Source organism: Leisingera sp. MMG026, assembly GCF_021654205.1.
In the GTDB taxonomy this organism is placed as follows: Bacteria; Pseudomonadota; Alphaproteobacteria; order Rhodobacterales; family Rhodobacteraceae; genus Leisingera.
The window spans coordinates 35,815-58,617 of record NZ_JAKFZM010000024.1 but is presented as its reverse complement, the minus strand read 5'-3'; the positions used below and the strand labels follow the sequence as shown (position 1 = coordinate 58,617).

Below are 22,803 nucleotides of genomic sequence, written 5' to 3'. Positions count from 1 at the left end.
TGCCGCACTCATCAACAAACGTCCCAGCATACAAAACTCCCTGCTGAACCCCCAGTATTCGGGACAAGCCGGAACTGAACAGTGGGAAACACAGGCTTGTGACATCATGTCAGAGGCTTGGCACAGCGCAGGGCTGCAACGGCAAAGGCCCGCCCCCGGATACCGGGAACGGGCCTTGGATTTTCCGGAAAACCGGAGGTCCTTATTCGGTGACGGTCACCTTGGTCATGGCGTCGGGCTGGCCGATCACGGCGCCGTTTCCGCCTGTGCCCAGCTTGATCGCGTCAACCACATCCATGCCGCCGGTCACCTTGCCGACAACCGTGTACTGGCCGTTCAGGAAATGGCCCGCATCAAACATGATGAAGAACTGCGAATTGGCGCTGTTGGGGCTTTGCGACCGGGCCATGCCGACCACACCGCGGTCAAACGGCAGGTCCGAGAACTCGGCCGGTAGATCGGGACGGCTGGAACCGCCGCGCCCGGCAGCACTCATGTCGCCGCCGGCCTTGCCGAACTCGACGTCGCCGGTCTGCGCCATGAAACCCTCGATCACCCGGTGGAACACCACGCCGTCATACTGGCCCTCAGTGGCCAGTGCGGTGATCTGCGCCACATGGGCGGGTGCCACATCCTCGAACAGGTCGATCTTGATGGTGCCTTTGGCCTCGCCCTCGACCTGAACTTCCAGGCCGGTAGCAAAAGCAGGCCCTGCTGCCAGCAGAGCCACCAGGGACAGGCTTTTAAGCATCCGCAGCAACCTTTACGCTGATCATCCGGTCCGGGTTTGCCGGCGGCTCGCCTTTGGTGATCGCATCCACATGCTCCATACCCTCAATGACACGGCCGTAAACGGTGTACTGGCCGTTCAGGAAGTGGTTGTCCTTGAAGTTGATGAAGAACTGCGAGTTGGCGCTGTCCGGGTTCGCCGAGCGCGCAGCACCCAGAGTGCCGCGGTCATGCGGCAGCTTGGAAAACTCAGCCGGCAGGTTCGGCAGGTCCGAGCCGCCAGTGCCCGCCATGCGGATGTTGAAACCGTCTTCCATGTCGCCATTGGCCACGTCGCCGGTCTGCGCCATGAAGCCGTCGATCACCCGGTGGAAACAGACGTTGTCGTATTCGCCGGCACGGGCCAGTTCCTTCATGCGCTCGGCGTGTTTCGGCGCCACGTCGGGCAGCAGCTCAATCACGACGTTGCCGTCTTTCAGTTCAACAATAACGGTGTTTTCGGGATCTTTAATCTCGGCCATCTGGCTCTCCTGTCGTCGAAATTTGCACAGATACCTAAGGCCAGCGCCCGGAAATGCCAAGGGAGCATTGACTGATACGCAAAAACCCCCGAAACAGCCCGCGGATTTACCTGCATTTTCACCATAAGGGGTCTCGCTGATGGGCTGGAAAACACTCGACGACATGGATCTGAACGGCAAGCGCGTGCTGGTGCGCGTGGACATCAACGTGCCGATCGTCGACGGGGTTGTCACCGACTCCACCCGCATCCGCCGCATTGCCCCTTCTGTGCGCGATATTCTGGCTGCCGGCGGCAAGCCGATCCTCTTGGCCCACTTCGGCCGCCCCGGCGGCGAGCGCCGCGAGAACCTGTCGCTGAACCAGCTGGTGCCGACGCTGGAGCGCGCCTTTGAAACCCGCGTGTTGTTTGCCGCCGATTGCATCGGTGCGGGCGCCGAGGCCGCCGCAGACGCGCTGCAGCCGGGTGAAGTGCTGCTGTTGGAAAACACCCGCTTCCACGCGGCCGAGACCAAGAACGACCCCGAACTGGCCGCAGGCATGGCGCGCCTGGGCGAAGTTTACTGCAACGACGCCTTCTCGGCTGCCCACCGCGCGCATTCCTCGACCGAGGCGATTGCCCGCCTGTTGCCCGCCTGCGCCGGCCGCCTGATGCAGGCCGAACTGCAAGCGCTGGAAAGCGCCCTGGGCCAGCCGCAGCGCCCGGTCACCGCGGTTGTCGGCGGCGCCAAGGTTTCGACCAAGCTGGAGCTTCTGGGCAACCTGATCGAGAAGGTCGACCACCTGGTGATCGGCGGCGGCATGGCCAACACTTTTCTGGTGGCCAAGGGCTTGCCGGTCGGCATCTCCCTGGCCGAACGCATCATGAAGGACACCGCAGCCGAGATCCTGGCCAAGGCCGAGGCCGCAGGCTGCGAGATCATCCTGCCTTCCGACATCGTGGTCGCCAAAAAGTTCGAAGCCCATGCTGAGCATGAAATCCTGCCCGCCGATCAATGCCCGGACGACGGCATGATCCTGGACGCAGGCCCGGAAAGCGTCGCCCGCATCATCGAGGTGTTTGCAAACAGCAAGACCCTGATCTGGAACGGCCCCCTCGGCGCGTTTGAGCTGGAACCGTTTGACGCCGCCACCAACGCCGCTGCGCTGAAAGCAGCCGCCATGACCCGCTCGGGCCAGCTGATTTCTGTGGCCGGCGGCGGCGACACTGTGGCCGCCCTGAACGCCTCCGGCGCGGCCGGCGATTTCACCTATATCTCCACCGCCGGCGGCGCCTTCCTGGAATGGATGGAAGGCAAAGAGCTTCCCGGCGTCGCGGCACTCGACCAGTAACCGGAAACGCCCGCCCGGTCAGCCGGACGGGCGCCTTCCGCGGGTTGCGGGTTCAGGAACACCCTTCCGCTCCCGGCCGTGCCGAGAAAAATCACCCTGTGGACAGTTTTAGGATTCACAAGCCGATTCGGTTGTGGCATAACTAGGGCAGACGCCGGGAAACGGCGCAAAAACAAAAACTTGAGCAGTAACATACAGGCACCTCCAAAGTGACCCGAAGCAATCGCCCGTCGCTGGGCGCCATCGCCTTTTTTGCCATCGCCTTCGCGCTCAGCGCGTATTTCACCTTTGCGGCGGTGCAGGGCGACTTCGGTCTGTTCAGACGGGTCGAGATCCAAGCCGAAGCAGAAGAACTGCGGCTGGATCTCGACCGTCTCCAGTCCCGGATCGGCGGCATGGAAAACCTGACCCGCCGCCTGTCCGACGACTATCTCGACCTTGATCTCTTGGATGAGCAGGCCCGCTCGGTGCTTGGCCTTGTCCGCGCGGACGAGATTGTCATCCGCTAAGCGCTCTCCTGTCCGTCCCCCCTTTGCCGCGCTTGCTGTTTGCTGCGTGGCATTTTTGCGTTCCATGGGCGGAATTTTACGCGGCAGAAACCCCGCGGCAGAATAACACTATTCAGCCGGGTAAAAACCGGGTATCAATTGGTTTAACACTAAACTATCTAGCCTGCAGGGGGAGTCGACCACCATGGCCGCTAGGAAAAGCGCAAAGAAACCAAACGTTTCTGCCGAAGAGCTGACGAAACACTACCGCGAAATGCTGCTGATCCGCCGATTCGAGGAAAAATCCGGCCAGCTTTACGGCATGGGTCTGATCGGCGGCTTCTGCCACCTCTACATCGGCCAGGAAGCGGTTGTTGTCGGGCTTGAGGCCGCAGCTGAGGAAGGCGACAAGCGCGTCACCTCCTACCGCGACCATGGCCATATGCTGGCCTGCGGCATGGACCCGGACGGCGTCATGGCCGAATTGACCGGCCGCGAGGGCGGCTACTCCAAGGGCAAGGGCGGCTCCATGCATATGTTCTCGAAAGAGAAGCATTTCTATGGCGGCCACGGCATCGTCGGCGCCCAGGTGCCGCTTGGTGCCGGCCTCGCCTTTGCCGACAAATACAAGGGCAACGGCCGCGTGACATTTGCCTATTTCGGCGATGGTGCCGCCAACCAGGGTCAGGTCTACGAGACCTTCAACATGGCCGCCCTGTGGAAACTGCCGGTGGTCTTCGTGATCGAGAACAACCAATACGCCATGGGCACCTCGCAGCAGCGCTCCACCTCCAGCGCCGAGATCTGGGAACGCGGCAAGGCGTTCGGCATTCCGGGCGAGGCGGTCGACGGCATGAACGTGCTGTCCGTCAAGGAAGCCGGCGAGCGCGCCGTGGCCCACTGCCGCAGCGGCGACGGCCCCTATATCCTGGAAGTCAAAACCTACCGCTACCGCGGCCACTCAATGTCGGACCCGGCCAAGTACCGGACCCGCGAAGAGGTCCAGAAAATGCGCGAGGAGCGCGACCCGATCGAGCAGGTCCGCGAGATGCTGCTGACCGGCAAGCACGCGACCGAGGACGACCTCAAGGCGATCGACAAGGAGATCAAGGAGATCGTCTCCAAGTCCGCAGATTTCGCCAAGGAAAGCCCGGAACCCGCGCTCGAAGAGCTGTGGACCGACATTTACGCCGACGAAGTCCCGCAGGAGGCCAGCGCCTGATGCCGCATTTCGAAATCCACGCAACGGATGTTGAGGCCGCAAAGACCTTTTACAGCGGTCTGTTCGGCTGGCAGTTTGAGCCGATGCCGGGCGGCGAAGATATGGCGTATCACCTGATCGAAGGCGCCGATATCGGCATGGCCCTTGGCGTGACCGGCGGCCTGATGAAACGTATGGGCGATGCCCCTGCCGCCGGCGGCCCGGTCCGCGGCGGCACCATGACATTTGAAGTCGACGACTGTGACGAGCGCTACAGCTGGGCGCTTGGCAACGGCGGTGCCGAGGCGCTGCCGCCCCAGGACTACCCCGGAATTGGCCGCTGCGCCTATGTTGAGGACGGTCAAGGCAACATCGTCGGAATGATCACTCCTACGGAGAGCAACTGATATGGCAACCGAAATTCTTATGCCCGCCCTGTCGCCGACCATGGAAGAAGGCACGCTGGCCAAATGGCTGGTCAAGGAAGGCGATACCGTGAACTCCGGCGATATCATGGCCGAGATCGAAACCGACAAGGCCACGATGGAGTTCGAAGCTGTTGACGAAGGCATCGTCGGCAAGATCCTGATCGGCGAAGGCACCGAAGGCGTCAAGGTGAACACGCCCATCGCGGTGCTGGTCGAGGACGGAGAGAGCTACGACGCCTCTGCCGCGCCGGCATCCGCCGCCGCCAGCGAAGCGCCGGCGGCCGAGGCACCTGCGGCGCCCGCCACTGCTGCCGCGGCTGCGCCGGTCGCCTCCGTGACCCTGGAACCGGACTATCCGGAAGGCACCGAAATGGTGCAGACCACGGTCCGCGAAGCCCTGCGCGACGCCATGGCCGAGGAAATGCGCCGCGACGAAGATGTGTTCCTGATGGGCGAGGAAGTCGCCGAGTACCAGGGCGCCTATAAGATCTCCCAGGGCCTGCTGGACGAATTCGGCGCCAAGCGGGTGATCGACACGCCGATTACCGAACATGGCTTTGCCGGCATCGCCACCGGCGCGGCCTTCGGGGGCTTGCGCCCGATTGTCGAGTTCATGACCTTCAACTTCGCCATGCAGGCGATTGACCACATCATCAACTCGGCGGCCAAGACGCTGTATATGTCCGGCGGCCAGATGGGCGCCCCGATGGTGTTCCGCGGCCCCAATGGTGCTGCCGCCCGCGTCGGCGCCCAGCACAGCCAGGACTACGCCGCCTGGTACATGCAGGTCCCCGGCCTCAAGGTGGTGATGCCCTACTCCGCGTCCGACGCCAAGGGGCTGATGAAAACCGCGATCCGTGATCCCAACCCGGTGATCTTTCTGGAGAACGAGATCCTCTATGGCCGCGCCTTTGATGTGCCTAAGCTGGATGACTACACCGTCCCCTTCGGCAAGGCCCGGATCTGGCGGGAAGGCACCGACGCCACCATCGTCTCCTTTGGCATTGGCATGACCTATGCGCTGGAAGCGGCTGATAAGCTTGCAGAAGACGGCATCTCGGCCGAGGTCATCGACCTGCGCACCATCCGCCCGATGGACCTGCCCACGGTGATCGCATCGGTGCAGAAGACAAACCGTCTGGTCACGGTTGAGGAAGGCTGGCCGCAGGGTTCGGTCGGCAGCTATATCGCTTCGGAAGTGATGCAGCAGGCCTTCGATTACCTTGATGCGCCGGTCATCACCTGCACCGGCAAGGACGTGCCCATGCCTTATGCAGCCAATCTCGAACGCCACGCGCTGATCACCACGGATGAGGTGGTCGCAGCCGTGAAGCAAGTGACCTACCGGTAAGGAGCCTCAAGATGCCCACAGAAATCCTGATGCCCGCGCTGTCTCCCACCATGGAGGAAGGCACCCTTGCCAAATGGCTGGTCAAGGAGGGCGACACTGTCTCCTCCGGCGACCTGCTGGCGGAGATTGAAACCGACAAGGCCACCATGGAATTCGAAGCCGTGGACGAAGGCGTGGTCGGCAAGATCCTGATCGCCGAAGGCTCTGAAGGCGTGAAGGTCAACACCCCGATCGCGGTGCTGCTGGAAGACGGCGAAAGCGCTGATGACATCGGCACTGCTCCGGCCTCCTCTGAACCCGCCGCAGCATCTGCCGCAGCCGAGCCGGGGCCTGCAGCGTCGCCCTCTCCTGCCGCGGCCTCACCAGCCCCGGCAGCCCCCGCCGCGTCTGATGGCAGCCGGATCTTCGCGTCACCGCTGGCGCGCCGCATCGCCGCGGACAAGGGCCTGGACCTCGCCCAAATCAAAGGCTCAGGCCCCAAAGGCCGCATCGTCAAGGCCGACGTCGAAAGCGCCAAGCCGCAAGCCGCCGCTGCCGCGAAAGCAGACGCTGCACCCGCCGCCGCTGCCCCGGCGGCCGCAGCACCGGCAACCGGCCCCTCCGCCGATCAGGTTGCCCGCATGTACGAGGGCCGCGACTTCGAAGAGGTCAAACTGGACGGGATGCGCAAAACCATCGCCGCCCGCCTCACCGAGGCCAAGCAGACGGTGCCGCATTTCTACCTGCGCCGCGATATCCAGCTGGATGCGCTGCTGAAATTCCGCGGTGAGCTGAACAAGCAGCTTGAAGGCCGCGGCGTGAAGCTTTCGGTCAACGACTTCATCATCAAGGCCTGCGCCCTGGCGCTGCAATCGGTGCCGGATGCGAATGCTGTCTGGGCCGGCGACCGGGTGCTGAAAATGAAAGCCTCGGATGTGGCCGTTGCCGTCGCTATCGAAGGCGGTCTGTTCACCCCTGTTCTGCAGGACAGCGATATGAAATCGCTCTCTGCGCTCTCAACCGAGATGAAGGACCTCGCCAAACGCGCCCGCGACCGCAAGCTGGCGCCGCATGAATACCAGGGCGGCTCCTTCGCGATCTCCAACCTCGGCATGTTCGGCATCGACAATTTCGACGCCATCGTGAACCCGCCGCATGCCGGCATCCTGGCGGTTGGCGCCGGCGTCAAAAAGCCCATCGTCGGCAAAGACGGCGAGCTGGCGGTGGCCACGGTGATGTCCGTAACCCTCTCGGTCGACCACCGGGTGATCGACGGCGCCCTTGGCGCGGAGCTTTTGAACGCGATCAAGGACAACCTGGAAAACCCGATGGTGATGCTGGCCTGATCCGCCTTCACTGCGAAACCTTAAAAGCCCCGGCCAAGACCGGGGCTTTTCCTTTACCTCAAGACACGCAGTCAGGCAGCTGAACACAAACGAAAAAAGGGGCGCGCCCGCCCCCTTTCATCTTTCCAAAAATACTCACCTGCGCAACACCCGCCGCGCCCGCGCCACCAGCGGCGGCGCGCTGACCTCTCAATACTGAAAGCCGGGCGTCGAGGCCGACAGCGCCGCCTCATCCGCGTCCATCTCCGCCGCGATGCCGTCGAACAGCGGCGTCGACAGATAGCGCTCACCAGTATCCGGCAGCACCGCCAGCAGCACAGCTCCCTCCGGCGCGCTCTCCGCCACCTTGATCGCCGCCGCCAGGCTTGCACCGCCGGAAATCCCGGTCAGGATGCCTTCTTCAGCCGCCAGCCGCTTGGACCAAGCAATGCTCTCCTCGCCGCTCACCGGCTCCAGCATATCGAAATAGCCCTTGTCCAACGCCTCCTGCAGCACCAGCGGGATGAAATCCGGGGTCCAGCCCTGGATCGGGTGCGGGTTAAAGGCCGGATGCGTCGCCGCCGGCTCGCCCTCATCATTGCGCGCCTGCGCCTCACCGGACTGCACCAATGCCGCATTGGCAGGCTCGCTGAGGGTGATTTTCAGATCCGGCCGCGCGCCCTTCAGCACCCGCCCCAGACCGGTGACCGTGCCGCCGGTGCCATAGCCCAGCACCACATGATCCAGCCGCTGCCCGTCAAAATCGCCCAGGATCTCCCGCGCGGTGGTGGCCTCATGAATGTCGGCGTTGTCCTTGGTCTCAAACTGATGCGCCAGAAACCAGCCGTTTGCTTCGGCAAGCTCCTTGGCCTTCACCACCATGCCGACGGCCTTGTCCTCCTTGCGGGTCAGCACCACCTTGGCGCCCAGCATCCGCATCAGTCGCCGCCGCTCGACGGAAAACCCGTCATGCATGGTGATCACCAAAGGATAGCCCTTGGCGGCGCACACCATCGCAAGGCCGATCCCGGTATTGCCGCTGGTCGCCTCCACCACGGTCTGCCCCGGCGCCAGCCGGCCCTCGCGTTCGGCAGCCTCAATGATGTTCAGCGCCAGCCGGTCCTTCACCGATCCCGCCGGATTGAACGCCTCAAACTTCACATACATTTGAACATGATCCGGTGCGATCCGGTTCAACCGGATGACCGGCGTGTCACCCACGGTTTCCAGGATCGACCCATACAAACGGCCGCGGCCTTCGGTTGTGTAAATCATCGTCTTTCCCCCGTTCCTGTCGTCTCAGTTAGCAATTGCTTCCAAACATATGCCCATCACCGCCGCTCTGATCAAGGAAAGACCGCCGCAGCCACGCAAGGAAAGACTGGTGTTCAAAGCGTTGCAGCCGAAGCAGAACCAGATGCTCAGCCAACGCCCCGGCGCAGACGGAAACAAGGCCGGAAATCCTGAGAAAAGAAGCGGAACCCCAGTCCCTTACCCCAAAAACCCGGTCAACAAAAAAGGGGCGCCAAACGCCCCTTCATCTTTCTTGCAAATACTCAATTCCCGCGGCCGGCGCCAGATGCCTCACTCCGCAGCAGGAGACCCCGCCGGCACCACCTGATCCATATTGACCGAAGGCTGATCACAACCCGCCTCGCCGACAATCCTGGCCGGCACGCCCGCCACTGTGGTACAGGGCGGAACCTCCGCCAGCACCACCGACCCGGCGGCAATCCGGCTGCAATGGCCAACCTTGATGTTGCCCAGCACCTTGGCCCCTGCGCCGATCAGCACGCCATCGCCGATTTTCGGATGGCGGTCCTGCTCTTCCTTGCCGGTGCCGCCCAGGGTCACCGAATGCAGCATCGACACATTGTCGCCCACCACCGCGGTCTCGCCGATCACAATGGAATGGGCATGATCAATCATGATCCCCTTGCCGATCCGTGCGCCGGGGTGGATGTCGATGCCGAAAATCTCGGACGTGCGCATCTGAAAGAAATAGGCCAGATCCTTTTGCCCCTGCTCCATCAGGTAATGGCTGACCCGGTAAGCCTGCACCGCCTGGAACCCCTTGAAATACAGGATCGGCTGCAGCAGCCGGTGGCTGGCCGGGTCGCGCTCGTTGATCGCCATCAGGTCGGCACGGGCCGCCTCTACCAGTTCCGGGCAGTCCGCATAGGCGTCATCGACAATTTCCCGCAGGATTGTCATCGACATCTCGTTTGAGGACAGCTTGGCGGCGATCCGGTAGGACAGCGCCTTCTCCAGCGTCTTGTGGTGCAGGATACAGGCATGGACCAGCCCGCCCATCAATGGCTGGGTGGCCACGGCCTCCTCTGCTTCGCGGGTGATGCGGTCCCATACGGGATCCACTGGCGTTACGGCTTGCTGTGTTTTTGCCATGGGTCAACGTCCTTTCTCCGCTCAGACTACCTATCTAAGGTGGAATGCAGCAAACGCAAACCCGTGATGAGGCATATTTTTGAAATGAATGAGTCGGATCAGGCGCAGCTGAAACAGCAGATTACCGCCCAGTTGGCGCTGGCCCCGGCGGCGTACAAGTGTATTTGATGCGCTTCAGGATGGCAGGTTTTTGCGCCCGGAATCAAGCCGCAGGCGCCGGGTGAGCGCCTGCCCTTAGTTGCAATCCGCCCGCGCCGCCGCCAGGCGGCGCTGCGCCCAACGGCTGGCCGGACAGGTTCCCTGCCCGGATCAGCGGGCGGGAGCGCTCCGCTCCGCATCCATCGCTGCCGCCAGTTCCCGCAGCACCAGCCGGGTGCAGCTTAGATATTCCGGATCATCCAGAAACGGCTCGGCGGCCAATGCAAACCGCCGGGCTGCCGCACTCAGAGACCCATCGCCCCAGCGCGGATGCAGACGGCCCATCAGGCGGCAATGCGCCGCCGCCTCCGCCGCACCGCCTAAGATACGGCGGCACAGGTGCAGCCGTATGTTCACCGGCACCGCCAGCAGCGCCCGTGCCACGGCAGACACATCGCCGGGCAGCACTGGAAACCTCATCCCAGCACACATTTGGCCGCAGGTCCGGCGCCGAACCGGGCGGAGCGCTGCGCGATTTCCAGACTGTCGCCCGGCTGCACCCCGTCGGCTGCTTGCAGTGCCGCCGGATAGGTCCAGCCCCGCGTTCCGGAATTCTCCTCCCGCAGCACCGTGTTCCCGCGCATCACCCGGATGCGGTAGGATTCGATCTCTTCGCCCAGCGGCACCTCCTCCAGCTCCCAGCTGTCACCCTCAATCCGCGTCCGGCGCACCCAGGAAGCCGCAATGTCCGCCCCCAAACCGCCTGCCAGCCGCAAATGCACCGGCGCATAGGGGCGCAGGCCAACGCCCTCAAACGCCTCCTGCAGATGCAGATAAGACGGATCCTCCAGCGACCGCCGCGCCGGGCCGATCCGGTAGTGCCGCAGCTGGCGCCGCTGTTCCGGCGCCAGTTCCATCTGCACTGGTGTTCCATCCAGCAGCACCACAAATGATCCCGCAGGCCAGACCGCAGGCATCAGCGCATCCGTGCCTTGCTGTCCGCGCAAGCGGCCGCGCAACAGATATGTCTGCGGCGCAATCAGCTCTGCCTCGCGGAACTGGAACAGCTCCCAGTTTCCGGCCGAGCCATCGCCGATCGCCGCCGCATTGGCACCATTCAGCACTGCCTGCATATCGCGGCTTTCAAGCGAGCCGGAGATCAGCTTTACCTGAAGATCCACCCCCAGATCCCAGCGCCAGGAACCGGCGGCGAACAGCGGCGATTGTGTCACCCCGACCACCTGCCGCGCCGCAACCACTTGTTCCAGCGCGTAATTTTCATCCGCCTCCGCGCCGTAAACCGCTACGCTGCCAGGCCAGGCCTGCGCCGTCAGTGCCAGATGCGGTGCATGCGGCACCTCGTCGCCGCGCATCAAGGGCAAGTCTATGAACAAGGGCAGCACCGGCCCAGGGGCTGCAAAGGCATTGACCCCCGGCAGCTCCTCCGCCACTGCGGCCAGATCATAGACACCGGGCTCGATCCGGACCGCTTCCACCATCTGCGCTTCCGCCTGCTCCACCCGGTCGATACGGTAGAGCTGGTCCTTGCCCTCCACCGGCAGGGAGACCACATCCCCCGCCCCCAGATGCAGCATCGAAGGCGGCAGCGAGAACCGCGCCGTATCGCGTGAGATCCGCGCCTCGGCCAGCCAGCGGCTGACCACCTGACGCGCCTCGGCACGGGTCAGCGCCAGCGGCAGCTCGTTCTGGCTGACACTATGCGTCGCCTCATCCGGCAGCACCGCCTCAACGGAACCGGCAGCATGGTCGCCGCCCCATTCGGTGAACCGCAGCCGCACCCGGCCCGCCAGATCCGCCTCGCTGGCGCGGGCGAGCTCCAGGCTGCCGTCCATCTCGTCATTCCCGGCCAAATGCGCCAGCGCCAGCGCCTCGGCGCCTGTCCCTTTGCGCATCCGGAACTTCAGCAGCCCGTCACGTTCCACCGCATCAAACCCGTGCCGCAGCATCAGGGGCTGCAAAACAGTGCGCGCGTCGCTGACATCCGGGTTCGCAAACCCATGCACCACGCCATATAGGCCAGTGACATCAATGTCATACAGACCGGAGCGGTAGCAGACCTCCTCCACCACCGATCCCAGGGTCCGCTGCCCGGCGCGCCCGTTCAGCCAATGGCCACGCAGATAGTTTTCGCCATCGTTCCAGATCTCAATGCGGCTGGGAAAGGCCGGAAACGGCCGCGCATCCCAGGCCCAGACATAGGCGTTGGCCATGTCCAGCATCCGCCCTTCGTACTCTTCTGACAGCGGATTGTTGGCGGCCTCTCCCCAATAACCCAGAAAGGCCCGCAGATAGGCAATCTGCATCAGATCGTCCCGCAACCCGTTGGAGTACCTCGGCAGTTTTGATTCCGAGCTTTTCGGATCCAGAAATTTATTCGGCTGGTTGGTGCCCTTGTCGATGGCAGCGCAGCCCAGTTCGGTGAACCAGACGGGCTTGGACTGCGGCACCCAATCGGTGGGCACGGCCTGCCGCACCCCGCCGATCCGCTCGTGATGCTCACTTGTCCACCAGCTGCGGATATCCTTGTAACGCCAGACCCAGGGTTCATCATGGGCACCGTCGGTGATCGGGGTGCGGATTTGCGCTTCGCGGGCTTCCGGCGAGCGGTAGTACCAGTCAAACCCCTCGCCGCCTTCGACATTGCTGCGCAGATAGTCCGGATCATAGATCGCCGGGACGCCGGATTGCGCGTCCAGATGGTCCTCGCCGTCGCGCCAATCGGACAACGGCATGTAATTGTCGATGCCAATGAAATCGATGTTGCCGTCCGCCCACAGCGGGTCGAGGTGGAAATAGCGGTCCCCCTCCGGCGACTGATAGCCCCAGTATTCAGACCAGTCAGCGGCATAGCCGATTTTGGTCTCTGCACCCAAAAGCGCGCGCACCTCTGCCGCCAGTCCTTTCAAGGCCTGAACCGCCGGAAAGCCGGTGGCGCCGCGGATCTGGGTCAAGGCCCGCATTTCCGAGCTGATGCAAAACGCCTCAACCCCGCCCGCCGCCGCACAGAGCGCCGCATTGTGCAGGATAAAACGCGACAGGCTCCACTCCTGCGGCCCGGTATAGGTGACGGTTCCCTCGCCCAAGGTGAAATCCGCCGCAGTGACGGTGCCAATAAACGCCGCAACTTCAGTCTCCGCCGCCGCAGTGCCATCGGGCGACCCCGGCTGTCCGGGCGCCGCAGACAGCGTGATCCGCCCGCGCCAGGGCAGATGCGGCTGGCCTGCAGCCCCGGTCCAGGGATCGGTCAACGAATTGTCCTCGGCCTGATCCATCAGGATGAACGGGTAGAACATCACCCGCAGCCCGCGCGCCTGCATCTCGCGGATCGACTGGATAACCGAGGCATCCGCCGGGGTGCCGCCATAAAGCGGCTCGCCGTCCTTCTTCAGCACTTCCTCGGCCGCGGTGCGGGTCACGCCGCTGACGGACCAGGGCATGCTGCCTTCGGCGTGCTTATGCTCCACCTTGGGTTTCAGCGAACACTCGCCGCAGCGCAGGTCGCCGCCGAACCACGACACAATCAGCGAAGCCGCACCGCAGGCCGGCAGCTCAGCCTCCAGCGCGTTCAGCGAGGTCTTGAGATCACTAAGGCCCGAGGGCGTATGCTCATTGGCTGGCTTGGCATCCCCCGGCCCGCCGGAATATTGCACAACATCCGATGCCAGCGCGTATTCGCCGGTGCCGGGCATCAGCGCCACCCCCTGCACCAGCCGGCCCAGGTCCTGCGCATGGCTGCTGCTGGCGGGCTGCTCGGGGCGCAGCACATCAAATGAAAACTGCGGCACCCGGTTGCCGAACCGCCCAAGGTCCAGGTTCTCCATCACCACATAGGCGGTGCCGCGGTAGGCGGGCACCCGGCCTGCGCCTTCGACCGCTTCCATCACCGGATCGGCCAGCTGGTCCATGCTGCCGGTGTAGACGGTCATGTTCAGATCCTTGGGCGCCACTTCCTCGCCATCAGCCCAGACGCGGGACACATGCGCGACCTCGCCCTCGCACAGCGCAATCGCCAGCGACACGGAATAGCCGTAGCTGGTCACCTGCGGCTGGCTGGGCCGCCCCTTGCCGCCGCCGCCGCTGGTCTGGGAGGTTTCCAGAAAGCGCGAGGTCCAGATCACCTGGCCGCCCAGCCGCATCCGGCCATAGACCTGCGTCATCGGTGTGCCTTCGCTGGCCTGGGTCAGGCGGAAACGGTCGACCCTGCCTGTCTCCACAGGATCCGCGCCGCTGCCCAGCAGCCGTTCGTCGATCACCCGGCCCAGAGTGGCGCCCACCGCGCGGCCAATCACCGCCGACGACAGCCCCGCCACGGTGCCGCCGATTGTGCCGCCAATCGCCGCACCGGCGGCTGAAAGAAAAATGGTTGCCATCAGATCAGCTCCTTTGGAAAGTGAAACCGCGCCACGATGCGGCGCTGCCAGGGCGGGCTCAGCGGGCTTTCGACAACCCCGTGGCCAGTGTAGGCGTGGATGAAAGCGGGACCTGGTTTGAGAGCGTCCCGCACGCCAGCCCTCAGTTCTAATACGGACGACTGCACCCCCAGATGCTTGGCCACCGAGCCATCGCGCATCCGGAACAGGATCACATCGCCGGCGGCGGCCTCAGACAAGGGTTTCGCCACCAAATGCCGCGCCGCGGCCTGCCACAGCGCCTCAGCCCCCTGCGGTTCGGACCAATCCATCGTGTAGGCGGGCGGCGCCTCGGGCTCGGCCCCGCACAGCTCCCGCCACAGCCCCCGGATCAGGCCCAGGCAATCGCAGCCCGCGCCCTTGCAGGCGGCCTGATGCACATAAGGCGTGCCGATCCAGCCGCGGGCGGCCTGAACCACCCGGCTCATCGTCTGCTGCCCCCGGTGTTCATGCCGGACTGGCGCGGCACCGCCATCACCCAATCTTCGCCCGGAATATCGGGGAAGCCCTGGAAATTCAGCAGGTTATTGAACTTCAGCCGGCAGGTCTCCATGCGCTTGTCGCAACCGGCCTCCAGCCGGACCGTGTCCCCCGGTGCCACTGCCGCACGGATCGGTTCCCACAGGGTGATCCGGCGCCCGCCGGCCTTGGTCTGATCCGCCTTTACGGCGCCCCAAAGCCCTTTTGCCGCACCGCTTAGCACCATCAGCCGCCCGCCGGTGAACCAATCCGGTTCAAATCCCGGCAGCGCGTCCCAATGGAACACCTCGTTGCGCTCAACTGCGATGGTCTGCAGCTCAACCGCGTAGCCGGGCGTCTCCAGATCAAAGCGGCAGGCCGCATCGCCCAGCACCGCCGTGCAAGGTTTCTGATAGATCCGCCCAAGCGGCTGGTTCAGCAGCTCCGTCAGCCCGCGCAGCTCAGCCTCGAACGCACCGCCCGCACGGCGGATCTCGCCGATCGATCCGCGGAACTGCAGCCAGCGCATTGATGCATCCTGCCAGTTCACCAGCCAGCAGCGCACCTCGGCGCCGTCAAAGCGTCCGGCCTCAATGTCCTCCTCGCGCACGGCGGCGTCGCTTAAAACCCCCAGCGCTTCGGTGTTGTCGACAGACAGACCGGTGGCTTGGCTCACGGCCCGTGCCGTCAGCCCGCTGCCTGGCTGAAAGTGCAACCCGTCAAAGCTCAGCACACAGTCGTGATCAGTGAACCCCAGCACCGTGCCCTCACGCCGTTCCAGCGCCCAGGCCCGGCAGAGCGTGGTGACGCCGGTCTGAAGATGGGCCTGTAACGCGTTGGAAAGACTGCTCATACCCGGACCTCCACCACCGGCACCGCCGGCGCCTCACCTGCTTGGAACGACGCCACGCTGGTCTGGATGCCAGTGGTATCAAAGCGCACCGGCACGTCGAATTCAAAGCCGGCGTTGATGCTAAGACCGACCTCCGGCGGATGCGCCAGGGTGATCAACCCGGTGGCGGTGTCCAGCTGGTAATCGACGCTTTCGCGCAGCTCATCCTGTTCGATGCCGACCCGCACAGAACCCGCTACCGGCTTGGCAATCGGGCGCTGATAGGTGAACTCCCCCGACCGGTAGGTCTTGGCCAGCTGGAACGTCACGGTGCTGCCGTCGCCGATGGCAATCACCTGATCGCGGAAATCCGCCTCGGCGCTGGGCCGGGCTGATTTGTAGTCGCTCCAGTCCTTCCAGCGGAAGCCGTAAAGCTGTCCCTGGCGGGCCTCGAAGAAGGCGATCAGCACCTCGATATCCTCCAGCGCACGCAGGCCCAGACCGGCATCATAACGGCGGCGGGAATGCGCCCAGGGGGTGTTGCGTTCTTCAAACCCGTTGGCAAGCGTCACCACATCGGTGCGCCGCTCAGGCCCGCCGACCGAGCCGAAGCTAAGCGAAGCGGGAAAGCGGACTTCGTGGAAATTCATCTGGTTACCCTCCATCCTTAACGGTTGCGTCCGCCGCGTGACAACGCGCGGGACAGCTGTGCGGCAATCTGGCTGCGGCTGCGTTCAAAGCCTTTGACGTCGGGGGTGGAGACATTCATCACCACATTGACCCCGCCGCCGCCCTGGCTGCGCACGCCAAGCGAGCCGTCAGCGCCGCGGGTCAGCGGCAGGATCGCTTCCGGACCGGCCTCGCCCATCAGCCCGGTGGCGCCGCGCATCGGGAATGCGGTTGGTCCGGTGACAACGCCGCCCTTGGCAAACGGCATCACCTTGCCCTGGCTGAAGGCGGCGCCATCGGCAAAAGGCAGGATGTTTCCGATCAGCGAGGTGAGGCCGTCGGTCAGCAACCCGCCGGCATGGTTCATCACCGGTTTCATGGCAGCGTTGTAGGTGGTGCGGATCATCGAGCGCGCCAGCGTGTCCATCGACTCCGACAGGCTGTCGCCGTCGAACACCAGCCCGTCAAAAGCACGCCGCAAGCCCTTGGAAAGACTGCGGTCCAGTATCTGCGCGTCGCGGCCGGTTTCGGAAAACCCTTCTTTCACACGGCCCAGCGTTTCTGCAAAGGCAGCGGCCATTCCAGAGGCACCGTCCAGCGCTTCTCCCAAAGCCTCGCCTTGCAATTCCAGTTCTGCCATTGATGACGAGTCAGCCATCTGTTGTCTCCTTTTCCTGAGGGCCCGGGATGTCGGGGAAGTCCTGCATCAGCGCCGCCAGCCGGTCCCGGCCAAGCGGCTGCGGTGCTGCCGCCTCGCCCAGCATCAGCCGCAGCTCTGCCGGGGTCAGTTGCCAGAAGTCGCGCGGCAGCAGCCTGAGGCCTGCCATGCCCGCGCGCATCAGGGCGGGCCAGTCGAGCGCGCTCATTTGCCTTCCGGCACAGCAAAACTGCGCACCAGCAGCTCTGCCGCCACCCGCGCCGCCTGCATGGGACCGCCGGTGATGGTGGCAGCGGCAAGGTCATCACGGCTTAGGTCATGGCCGCCGCCCTCAAGGCCGGCCGCCAGCAGCGCCAGCACGTCGCGGGCGGAAAACCGGCCCTGCTCAAACCGCTGCACCAGATCCACCAGCGCGCCTTCCTCCAGCGCGGCCTCCAGCCCCGCCAGCGCGCCAAGAGTCAGCTTCAGCGCGTAAGGCATTCCATTCACGAGTAATTCCGCCTCGCCTGCATGGGGATTCACCATTGGTTATACCGCTGTAAAGCTGAGCTGGCCGGCACTGGCCAACGACAGCTCATAGGTCGCTTCGCCATTGTGGCTGCCGGCATATTCAAGCGCGGTCACCTGAAACGCGCCCTGCACGATGCCGAAATCCGGGATGATGACCTGAAATTCCGGCGTCAGCCCTTCGAAAAACAACTGCCGGGCACGTTCATCCGTCGCCTCGTCCCGGAAGATGCCGGAGCCGGAGATACTTGCCGAGCGCACGCCAGCACCAGCCAGCAACTCGCGCCAGCCGCCCTGGCTTTCGAGGCTGGTCACATCGACGCTTTCTGCATTGAAACTGATCCGCGTGGCGCGCAGGCCTGCGATGGTTTCAAACAGGCCGGCGCCGTTCATGTCCACTTTGACCAAAAGGTCCTTGCCGTTTTGAACTGTCATGGGTTTTCTCCCGGTAATTCAATTGGTTTTAGGGGTGTCCTGATATTCAGACGTCATCCACCCGCGCCCGGAACCGCAGGGTGATCTGGCGGCCGCCGGTGTACAGCCGTTCCGCTTTGGCCCGATCGAACCAGAGTCCGGTCAGCTGGCCGCGGGTCAGTGGCACGGAGGCGCCAACCAGCGCGTCGCAGACCGCCGCGGCGGTGGCCTTGGCGCCCGCAAAACCGGCGGTGTCGGTGGTGACAGTGATGAAGAACCGGTGCTCGGCGCCGCCTGCCGTCTTGTCGGAGCGGTCCAGCACCTCCTCCGATCCCAGCGCCACATAGGTCTGCGGCAAGGGGCCTGCGGGAATGGCGTCATAGATCGCGCCGCCGACCAGAGCTGTGAGGCCCGCGTCACCGGTCAGATGGGTGTAGACGGCGGATTGCAGCCCGCCTGCGATGGCATAGGTCATCCGCTCACCTCCTCAACCGCGAAACACGTCAGGTAGCGGGCATCTGGATCGGATTCTGCAATTGCATCAATACGGTAGATCCTGTTGCTGTCGCGGAATCGCTGATCCGGACGGGGCCGGGATGCAAAGCCTTCGGGCGATGCACGCAAAGTTATCCTGTATTTTTGCAAAGACAGGCTGTCCCCGCTCAGACGCCCGGAGAGCGACTTCACCTCGGCCCAAAGGGTGCCAAGCGCCACCCAGTCCTCGGTATAGCCGCCGGCGCCATCGGAGCTGCGCTGGGGGTCTTCCAGCACCAGCTTGCGGGTGAGTTTCGGAGGGTTTTTCATACCAGGCCTCCCAAGGTCAGCCGCAGGCTGCGGTAGCGTTCGATCAGGCTGGTCACGCCAAAGGGCATGCAGCCGCCGTGCAGGCCGGTGTCGGCCCGGTATTCGTAGTAATGCGCAGCCAGCAGCATCACCGCCTGGCCCAGATCGGCGGGCAAACCGCCCCAGTCCCCGGCCATGCCGCACTGCAGGGAAATCCGCGCCAGACCGCCGGTTGGAATGGCCGGCAGAAGGCTGCCTGCCGGGCACAGACGCGGGCGCTGGCTGTCGCGCTCCAGGTGATAAAGGGAGGCATCCAGAACCGTTTCGGTGCCGCCGGCGTCGCGTATTGCAACCCTGGTCACCGATTGCACCGGGGCGATGGGCAGGATCATCCGGACGCGGTCGCGCCAGTGACGGATCTCCAGCTCGAATTCGCGTGTTATCAGCGCCTTGCCGGTCCTGGCCTCAATCGCTGCCAGGGCGGCGCGCAGAAAGCCAAACAGCACCTCATCCTGCAGACTGTCCTCGCCAAAGCCGGTGCCCAGACGCAAATGCGCCTTGAACTGGGCCAGCGGCAGGGCGGCCTCGGGCACGGGTGTCACTTCGCTCAGCATCATCATCTCACTCCTGCGGGCCTTCCCCTGCTGCGGCCCTGATCTGCTGTCCGGGTGGGGTTCGACGGGCATGCACCATCCCTTGCCGCTCGGACGGAGGGGAGCAGCTGGACGGCAAAAGACTGTAGGGTGCATGCCCGCCGGCGGACCGGTCTGCCGGTCCGCCATCAGCGCAAAGCGTTAGCTCGCGCCGAATTTCATCAGCTTGATCGCAGCAAAGTCGCTGACGTCGCCGCCGACCCGCTTGGTCGCGTAAAACAGCACATGCGGCTTGGCGCTGAACGGGTCGCGCAGCACCCGCAGATCCGGGCGTTCGGCAATCGTGTAGCCCGCGCGGAAGTCGCCGAATGCAATCGGGTAACTGTTGGCGGCCGGATCCGGCATGTCCTCGGCGATCAGCACCGGGTAGCCCATCAGGCGTGCAGGTTCACCCGCGGCCAGGCCGTCGGACCACAGGAAGCGGCCATCGGCGTCTTTCAGTTTCCGCAGCATTCCCGCAGTCTTGGAGTTCAGAATGAAGGTGGCATTGGCGCGGTATTCCGCCCCCAGCGCATAGACCAGGTCGATGATCGCGTCGCCGTTGCCGATCTCACCGTCCACGCCGGTCGCCTTGTAGCCGATGCTGCCCCAGGTCCAGATGTCATTTTCAGCCACGGTATAATCAAGGAAACCGCGGGGCTTATCGACGCCGTCGCCGTTGATAAAGGCGTCGGCCTCGGACCGGGAGAATTTGTCGGCAATGCGGCCTGCCAGCCAGCCCTCGATATCAAAGGCGCTGTCATCCAGCAGCCGCTGCGAAGCCTTGGGCAACGCGCTCAGTTCGTGCAGCGGGATCGAGATGCGGTCGATAGTGCCGGTGGAGGTCTCTGCCGCCGGGCCGGTTTCATTGGCCCAGCCGGCCCCCATTTCGCTGTGGTCGATCAGCACGTCATATGACGATGCCTCTACATGCACCACGGAAGCGACGGCGCGGATCGAGGCGGAGGCGTTCAGCACCGCTTTGACGGTTTCCGAGGTCTGCGGGTCGACCAGATAGCCGCCGTCGCCGCCCACGGCTGTGGACATCGCCTTGCCCTCCAGTTCCAGCCCGCGCAGGCTGTCGTCGTCGCCGCTGCGCAGGTAGGCGTTGAACGCCTTTTGATGCGGCACGCCCGCGTCCTGGCTGGCTGCCAGATGGGGGCGGTTCTGAGAGATTGTCTTACGGTCCAGCATGTTCACTCGCTCTTCTGCCTGTTTCAGCCTTGATTGCACGTCGTTCTGAAAGCCCTTGAATTCATGAAGAAAGCCGGTGACGGCCTGTTTCACTTCATGGGCCAGGGGCGCTGTGTCCCCGGAGGTGTCCGGGAGGTCTTGGTTGCTCATGATTGGTGTCCTGTTTTATGTCCGGCCTGCCTTGAGGCCGCAGGTGATCTGGCGCAGGCCTGTGGCCAGTGCGCGCAATGCGTCTGCCTCGGCATCCAGAGCAGAGGATTTGCCCGCCACCCGCGCTGCGGGCAGCATCGGGAAGGTGACCAGCGACACCTCCCACAGCTCCACCTCGGTCAAATGGCGGGTGCCGTCCTGGCCGCGGCTGGATTTCACGGTTCGGTAGCCGATTGACAGCCCGTCGATGGCGCCGCCCCCGACCAGCGCGGCGGCTTCGGCGCCCTTGGGAGTGGCGGTCAGGATGCGGCCCTTGACGTAAAGCCCGCGCTTGTCCTCGCGCACCTCGTCCCAGACGCCGATGGGCTGCGCCGGGTCGTGCTGCCACAGCATCTTGACCGTGCGGCCCTGATCCTGAAGCGCCTTCAGCGAAGCGGCATAGGCGCCGCGCATCACCACATCGCCGCCCTGGTCGGTCTGGCCGAACAGGCTGGCGTAGCCGCTGATTTCTGTTGCGTCCTTCAGCGAGAGGTCCTCGCCGAAGCGTGCGAATTTATGTTCAAGCCGGGGTGGTCCCTGCATGATATTTGCCTCGCAAGTTGTTGTTGTTACGGCAGTTGAACCGTCAAGAAGGATTGAAAGGCCTGCGCCAGGATCACCGCGGCAACGCCGTAGACGGTGAGCCAGAGGCGTTTCTCCAGCCGTTCCATCATTTGTTCGATCCGGTCGAGCCGGCGGTTCACCGCCTCGTTTTGGATCTGGGCGACCCGCTCATGGGCGGACAGGCGCAATCCAGGGGAACAATCGAATGCATGCATCGGGTGCTCAGTCATCCTGTCCGCCCCCCGCTTGCGGCGCGGCGGCGGCTTCTGCGGGCAAACCCAGCAGCTGCCGCTTTTCCGCGGTGCTGAGGAAATCCGCGCCAGACACCCGGCGCCACTGCGCCTCGCGCTCGGCCGCCAAGGCGGGCAATTGATCAAGGTCGGGTTTCAGGGTCAGCGCCTCGCCGGTCCAGCCGGTCAGCCAATCGGCCAGCGCGGCGGTGACCTTGGCCGCCAAGGGCAGCACGGTCAGCCGGTAAAAGGCGCGGTGGGCCTCTTGATAATTGGCGTAGGTTGCATCGCCGGGAATGCCGAGCAGCATCGGCGGCACCCCGAATGCCAGCGCAATCTCGCGGGCGGCGGTGTCCTTGGTTTTCTGGAATTCCATGTCGGAGGGCGAAAAGCCCATTGGCTTCCAGTCCAGGCCGCCTTCCAGAACCATCGGACGGCCGGCATTCTTGGCACCCTGAAAGTTTGATTGAATCTCGTCACTTAGGATACGGAATTGTTCCTCGGACATGCGGCCATGGCCATCCGAGCCTGTCCAGACCAGCGCACCGGAGGGACGGGCCGCGTTGTCCAGCAGCGCCTTGGACCAGCGGGAGGCGGCGTTGTGCACATCTATCGCCATTGCCGCCGATTGCAGGGATGAAAGGCCATAGTGGTCGTCCTGCGGGTGGAAGCTTTTGATGTGGCAGATCGGGGATTGCACAGGATCACTGGCAAAGCGGTGCTTGCGCCCGCCCACCACATAATCAAAACCTGCGGGCCAACCGTCCGGCCCCGGCACCACGTTCATCCGGTCGGAGCGCAACACATGCAGCTCTGCCGGGGCGCTGTTCTCTGCCGTCACCGCCTCAATGTAGGCGTTGCCGGACAGCAGGAGATGGCCATACAGCGCCTCCAGCAGTTCGGCCTGGCCCTGCGCCGGGTTGGGGCGGGCCAGAAGCGCCAGCCAGGGGTGGCTGTCATAGCGCTGGCGGCTGTCCTGCAGCACCAGCGGCACAGCGGCGGCGGCCTCGGCGATCATACGGATCACCCGGTGACCGACCGGATTGCCGGCAAAACCGCTGCGGGTCAGGGAGACGCTGTCGCGCGGGCTCCAGGCGGTGCGGCCTGCGCCCTGCCAGGAGACCACGCGGGCGGTCTGGCTGGCCTTCTGTTCCAGGGCGGTTTCCGGGGTTTCGGGCTTGTTGCGCCGCAGCAGGTCAAAGACCATTGTCCGCTCCTCATGGTTGCTGTTTCTGGCGTTCTGTGCCGAAGGGCCTGTTGCGCCTTTGCTGAGGATGATTAATGACAGAGAGGCCTGAAGATTTGGCCAGCGGTGCGTACGCAGGGGGCGCAACACCTTGATGTAA

Annotated in this window: 26 protein-coding genes; 6 read left to right on the top strand and 20 right to left on the bottom strand. The window is 64.2% G+C overall.

Annotated elements, in window-relative coordinates; all coding sequences use genetic code 11:
- Window positions 1–202: 202 nt before the first annotated feature.
- Entirely contained in the window at window positions 203–751 is a 549-nt protein-coding gene (locus tag L1069_RS14460) for a peptidylprolyl isomerase (RefSeq protein WP_237456125.1), read from the bottom strand.
- Entirely contained in the window at window positions 744–1,250 is a 507-nt protein-coding gene (locus tag L1069_RS14455) for a peptidylprolyl isomerase (protein WP_129370998.1), read from the bottom strand. The genes L1069_RS14460 and L1069_RS14455 overlap by 8 nt, the downstream gene beginning before the upstream one ends.
- Window positions 1,251–1,389: 139 nt before the next feature.
- On the opposite strand from L1069_RS14455, the gene L1069_RS14450 reads away from it, so the two are divergent.
- The 6 genes from L1069_RS14450 (at window position 1,390) to L1069_RS14425 (ending at window position 7,373) form a co-directional block, all read left to right on the top strand.
- Entirely contained in the window at window positions 1,390–2,580 is a 1,191-nt protein-coding gene (locus tag L1069_RS14450) for a phosphoglycerate kinase (protein WP_129370999.1), read from the top strand.
- 209 nt (window positions 2,581–2,789) lie between these two features.
- On the top strand, window positions 2,790–3,089 hold the full coding sequence (locus L1069_RS14445) for a septum formation initiator family protein (RefSeq protein WP_129371000.1): 300 nt from the start codon (window positions 2,790–2,792) through the stop codon (window positions 3,087–3,089).
- 184 nt (window positions 3,090–3,273) lie between these two features.
- A complete protein-coding gene (gene pdhA / locus L1069_RS14440) occupies window positions 3,274–4,290 on the top strand; it encodes a pyruvate dehydrogenase (acetyl-transferring) E1 component subunit alpha (RefSeq protein WP_134829933.1) in 1,017 nt (338 codons plus the stop codon).
- Entirely contained in the window at window positions 4,290–4,676 is a 387-nt protein-coding gene (locus L1069_RS14435) for a VOC family protein (RefSeq protein WP_237456124.1), read from the top strand. The genes pdhA and L1069_RS14435 overlap by 1 nt, the downstream gene beginning before the upstream one ends.
- A gap of 1 nt (window position 4,677) precedes the next feature.
- Window positions 4,678–6,048 (top strand): pyruvate dehydrogenase complex E1 component subunit beta, encoded by a 1,371-nt coding sequence (locus L1069_RS14430; protein WP_237456123.1) that lies wholly within the window; start codon window positions 4,678–4,680, stop codon window positions 6,046–6,048.
- A gap of 11 nt (window positions 6,049–6,059) precedes the next feature.
- Window positions 6,060–7,373, top strand: coding sequence for a pyruvate dehydrogenase complex dihydrolipoamide acetyltransferase (locus tag L1069_RS14425; protein WP_237456122.1), 1,314 nt, complete (start codon window positions 6,060–6,062; stop codon window positions 7,371–7,373).
- Window positions 7,374–7,562: 189 nt separating this feature from the next.
- On the opposite strand, the gene cysK is transcribed toward L1069_RS14425, so the two are convergent.
- The 18 genes from cysK to L1069_RS14335 form a co-directional block, all read right to left on the bottom strand.
- On the bottom strand, window positions 7,563–8,627 hold the full coding sequence (gene cysK, locus L1069_RS14420; protein ID WP_237456121.1) for a cysteine synthase A: 1,065 nt from the start codon (window positions 8,625–8,627) through the stop codon (window positions 7,563–7,565).
- Between the two features lie 309 nt (window positions 8,628–8,936).
- On the bottom strand, window positions 8,937–9,758 hold the full coding sequence (gene cysE / locus L1069_RS14415) for a serine O-acetyltransferase (protein ID WP_129371006.1): 822 nt from the start codon (window positions 9,756–9,758) through the stop codon (window positions 8,937–8,939).
- A 309-nt stretch (window positions 9,759–10,067) separates the two neighbouring features.
- Window positions 10,068–10,376, bottom strand: a complete 309-nt coding sequence (locus L1069_RS14410; RefSeq protein ID WP_237456120.1) for a hypothetical protein — start codon at window positions 10,374–10,376, stop codon at window positions 10,068–10,070.
- Window positions 10,373–14,287: a glycoside hydrolase/phage tail family protein gene (locus L1069_RS14405; RefSeq protein ID WP_237456119.1), complete on the bottom strand. Its 3,915-nt coding sequence runs from the start codon at window positions 14,285–14,287 to the stop codon at window positions 10,373–10,375. Before L1069_RS14405 ends, L1069_RS14410 begins: the two co-directional genes overlap by 4 nt.
- Window positions 14,287–14,754 (bottom strand): NlpC/P60 family protein, encoded by a 468-nt coding sequence (locus L1069_RS14400; protein ID WP_237456118.1) that lies wholly within the window; start codon window positions 14,752–14,754, stop codon window positions 14,287–14,289. Before L1069_RS14400 ends, L1069_RS14405 begins: the two co-directional genes overlap by 1 nt.
- Window positions 14,751–15,638 carry a DUF2163 domain-containing protein gene (locus L1069_RS14395; RefSeq protein WP_237456117.1) on the bottom strand — a complete coding sequence of 296 codons (888 nt, stop codon included), beginning with the start codon at window positions 15,636–15,638 and terminating at the stop codon, window positions 14,751–14,753. Before L1069_RS14395 ends, L1069_RS14400 begins: the two co-directional genes overlap by 4 nt.
- The gene (locus L1069_RS14390) at window positions 15,635–16,267 is read right to left on the bottom strand and encodes a DUF2460 domain-containing protein (protein WP_237456116.1); all 633 of its coding nucleotides are present in this window, start codon (window positions 16,265–16,267) and stop codon (window positions 15,635–15,637) included. Before L1069_RS14390 ends, L1069_RS14395 begins: the two co-directional genes overlap by 4 nt.
- A 17-nt stretch (window positions 16,268–16,284) precedes the next feature.
- The gene (locus L1069_RS14385; RefSeq protein ID WP_134829938.1) at window positions 16,285–16,944 is read right to left on the bottom strand and encodes a phage tail tape measure protein; all 660 of its coding nucleotides are present in this window, start codon (window positions 16,942–16,944) and stop codon (window positions 16,285–16,287) included.
- Complete coding sequence (locus tag L1069_RS14380; protein ID WP_129371013.1) at window positions 16,937–17,152, bottom strand: rcc01693 family protein; 216 nt, start codon at window positions 17,150–17,152, stop codon at window positions 16,937–16,939. Before L1069_RS14380 ends, L1069_RS14385 begins: the two co-directional genes overlap by 8 nt.
- A complete protein-coding gene (locus L1069_RS14375; RefSeq protein ID WP_237456115.1) occupies window positions 17,149–17,469 on the bottom strand; it encodes a gene transfer agent family protein in 321 nt (106 codons plus the stop codon). The genes L1069_RS14380 and L1069_RS14375 overlap by 4 nt, the downstream gene beginning before the upstream one ends.
- 3 nt (window positions 17,470–17,472) lie before the next feature.
- On the bottom strand, window positions 17,473–17,886 hold the full coding sequence (locus tag L1069_RS14370; RefSeq protein ID WP_237456114.1) for a phage major tail protein, TP901-1 family: 414 nt from the start codon (window positions 17,884–17,886) through the stop codon (window positions 17,473–17,475).
- Between the two features lie 46 nt (window positions 17,887–17,932).
- A complete protein-coding gene (locus L1069_RS14365) occupies window positions 17,933–18,340 on the bottom strand; it encodes a DUF3168 domain-containing protein (protein WP_237456113.1) in 408 nt (135 codons plus the stop codon).
- Entirely contained in the window at window positions 18,337–18,669 is a 333-nt protein-coding gene (locus L1069_RS14360; protein ID WP_134829942.1) for a head-tail adaptor protein, read from the bottom strand. The genes L1069_RS14365 and L1069_RS14360 overlap by 4 nt, the downstream gene beginning before the upstream one ends.
- Window positions 18,666–19,265: a hypothetical protein gene (locus L1069_RS14355; protein WP_237456112.1), complete on the bottom strand. Its 600-nt coding sequence runs from the start codon at window positions 19,263–19,265 to the stop codon at window positions 18,666–18,668. The genes L1069_RS14360 and L1069_RS14355 overlap by 4 nt, the downstream gene beginning before the upstream one ends.
- Before the next feature lie 177 nt (window positions 19,266–19,442).
- Entirely contained in the window at window positions 19,443–20,624 is a 1,182-nt protein-coding gene (locus L1069_RS14350) for a phage major capsid protein (RefSeq protein ID WP_211037633.1), read from the bottom strand.
- A gap of 15 nt (window positions 20,625–20,639) precedes the next feature.
- Window positions 20,640–21,206: an HK97 family phage prohead protease gene (locus L1069_RS14345; RefSeq protein ID WP_237456111.1), complete on the bottom strand. Its 567-nt coding sequence runs from the start codon at window positions 21,204–21,206 to the stop codon at window positions 20,640–20,642.
- A gap of 26 nt (window positions 21,207–21,232) precedes the next feature.
- Window positions 21,233–21,457 (bottom strand): hypothetical protein, encoded by a 225-nt coding sequence (locus L1069_RS14340; protein WP_027259106.1) that lies wholly within the window; start codon window positions 21,455–21,457, stop codon window positions 21,233–21,235.
- Complete coding sequence (locus L1069_RS14335) at window positions 21,450–22,664, bottom strand: phage portal protein (protein WP_237456110.1); 1,215 nt, start codon at window positions 22,662–22,664, stop codon at window positions 21,450–21,452. Before L1069_RS14335 ends, L1069_RS14340 begins: the two co-directional genes overlap by 8 nt.
- Window positions 22,665–22,803 lie beyond the last annotated feature (139 nt).

Bases quoted from the DNA above. Each gene is read 5' to 3' on its own strand.
- L1069_RS14460 (WP_237456125.1), bottom strand. From the start codon at position 751: ATGCTTAAAAGCCTGTCCCTGGTGGCTCTGCTGGCAGCAGGGCCTGCT.
- L1069_RS14455 (WP_129370998.1), bottom strand. From the start codon at position 1,250: ATGGCCGAGATTAAAGATCCCGAAAACACCGTTATTGTTGAACTGAAA.
- L1069_RS14450 (WP_129370999.1), top strand. From the start codon at position 1,390: ATGGGCTGGAAAACACTCGACGACATGGATCTGAACGGCAAGCGCGTG.
- pdhA (WP_134829933.1), top strand. From the start codon at position 3,274: ATGGCCGCTAGGAAAAGCGCAAAGAAACCAAACGTTTCTGCCGAAGAG.
- L1069_RS14435 (WP_237456124.1), top strand. From the start codon at position 4,290: ATGCCGCATTTCGAAATCCACGCAACGGATGTTGAGGCCGCAAAGACC.
- L1069_RS14430 (WP_237456123.1), top strand. From the start codon at position 4,678: ATGGCAACCGAAATTCTTATGCCCGCCCTGTCGCCGACCATGGAAGAA.
- L1069_RS14425 (WP_237456122.1), top strand. From the start codon at position 6,060: ATGCCCACAGAAATCCTGATGCCCGCGCTGTCTCCCACCATGGAGGAA.
- cysK (WP_237456121.1), bottom strand. From the start codon at position 8,627: ATGATTTACACAACCGAAGGCCGCGGCCGTTTGTATGGGTCGATCCTG.
- cysE (WP_129371006.1), bottom strand. From the start codon at position 9,758: ATGGCAAAAACACAGCAAGCCGTAACGCCAGTGGATCCCGTATGGGAC.
- L1069_RS14410 (WP_237456120.1), bottom strand. From the start codon at position 10,376: ATGAGGTTTCCAGTGCTGCCCGGCGATGTGTCTGCCGTGGCACGGGCG.
- L1069_RS14405 (WP_237456119.1), bottom strand. From the start codon at position 14,287: ATGGCAACCATTTTTCTTTCAGCCGCCGGTGCGGCGATTGGCGGCACA.
- L1069_RS14400 (WP_237456118.1), bottom strand. From the start codon at position 14,754: ATGAGCCGGGTGGTTCAGGCCGCCCGCGGCTGGATCGGCACGCCTTAT.
- L1069_RS14395 (WP_237456117.1), bottom strand. From the start codon at position 15,638: ATGAGCAGTCTTTCCAACGCGTTACAGGCCCATCTTCAGACCGGCGTC.
- L1069_RS14390 (WP_237456116.1), bottom strand. From the start codon at position 16,267: ATGAATTTCCACGAAGTCCGCTTTCCCGCTTCGCTTAGCTTCGGCTCG.
- L1069_RS14385 (WP_134829938.1), bottom strand. From the start codon at position 16,944: ATGGCTGACTCGTCATCAATGGCAGAACTGGAATTGCAAGGCGAGGCT.
- L1069_RS14380 (WP_129371013.1), bottom strand. From the start codon at position 17,152: ATGAGCGCGCTCGACTGGCCCGCCCTGATGCGCGCGGGCATGGCAGGC.
- L1069_RS14375 (WP_237456115.1), bottom strand. From the start codon at position 17,469: ATGGTGAATCCCCATGCAGGCGAGGCGGAATTACTCGTGAATGGAATG.
- L1069_RS14370 (WP_237456114.1), bottom strand. From the start codon at position 17,886: ATGACAGTTCAAAACGGCAAGGACCTTTTGGTCAAAGTGGACATGAAC.
- L1069_RS14365 (WP_237456113.1), bottom strand. From the start codon at position 18,340: ATGACCTATGCCATCGCAGGCGGGCTGCAATCCGCCGTCTACACCCAT.
- L1069_RS14360 (WP_134829942.1), bottom strand. From the start codon at position 18,669: ATGAAAAACCCTCCGAAACTCACCCGCAAGCTGGTGCTGGAAGACCCC.
- L1069_RS14355 (WP_237456112.1), bottom strand. From the start codon at position 19,265: ATGATGCTGAGCGAAGTGACACCCGTGCCCGAGGCCGCCCTGCCGCTG.
- L1069_RS14350 (WP_211037633.1), bottom strand. From the start codon at position 20,624: ATGAGCAACCAAGACCTCCCGGACACCTCCGGGGACACAGCGCCCCTG.
- L1069_RS14345 (WP_237456111.1), bottom strand. From the start codon at position 21,206: ATGCAGGGACCACCCCGGCTTGAACATAAATTCGCACGCTTCGGCGAG.
- L1069_RS14340 (WP_027259106.1), bottom strand. From the start codon at position 21,457: ATGACTGAGCACCCGATGCATGCATTCGATTGTTCCCCTGGATTGCGC.
- L1069_RS14335 (WP_237456110.1), bottom strand. From the start codon at position 22,664: ATGGTCTTTGACCTGCTGCGGCGCAACAAGCCCGAAACCCCGGAAACC.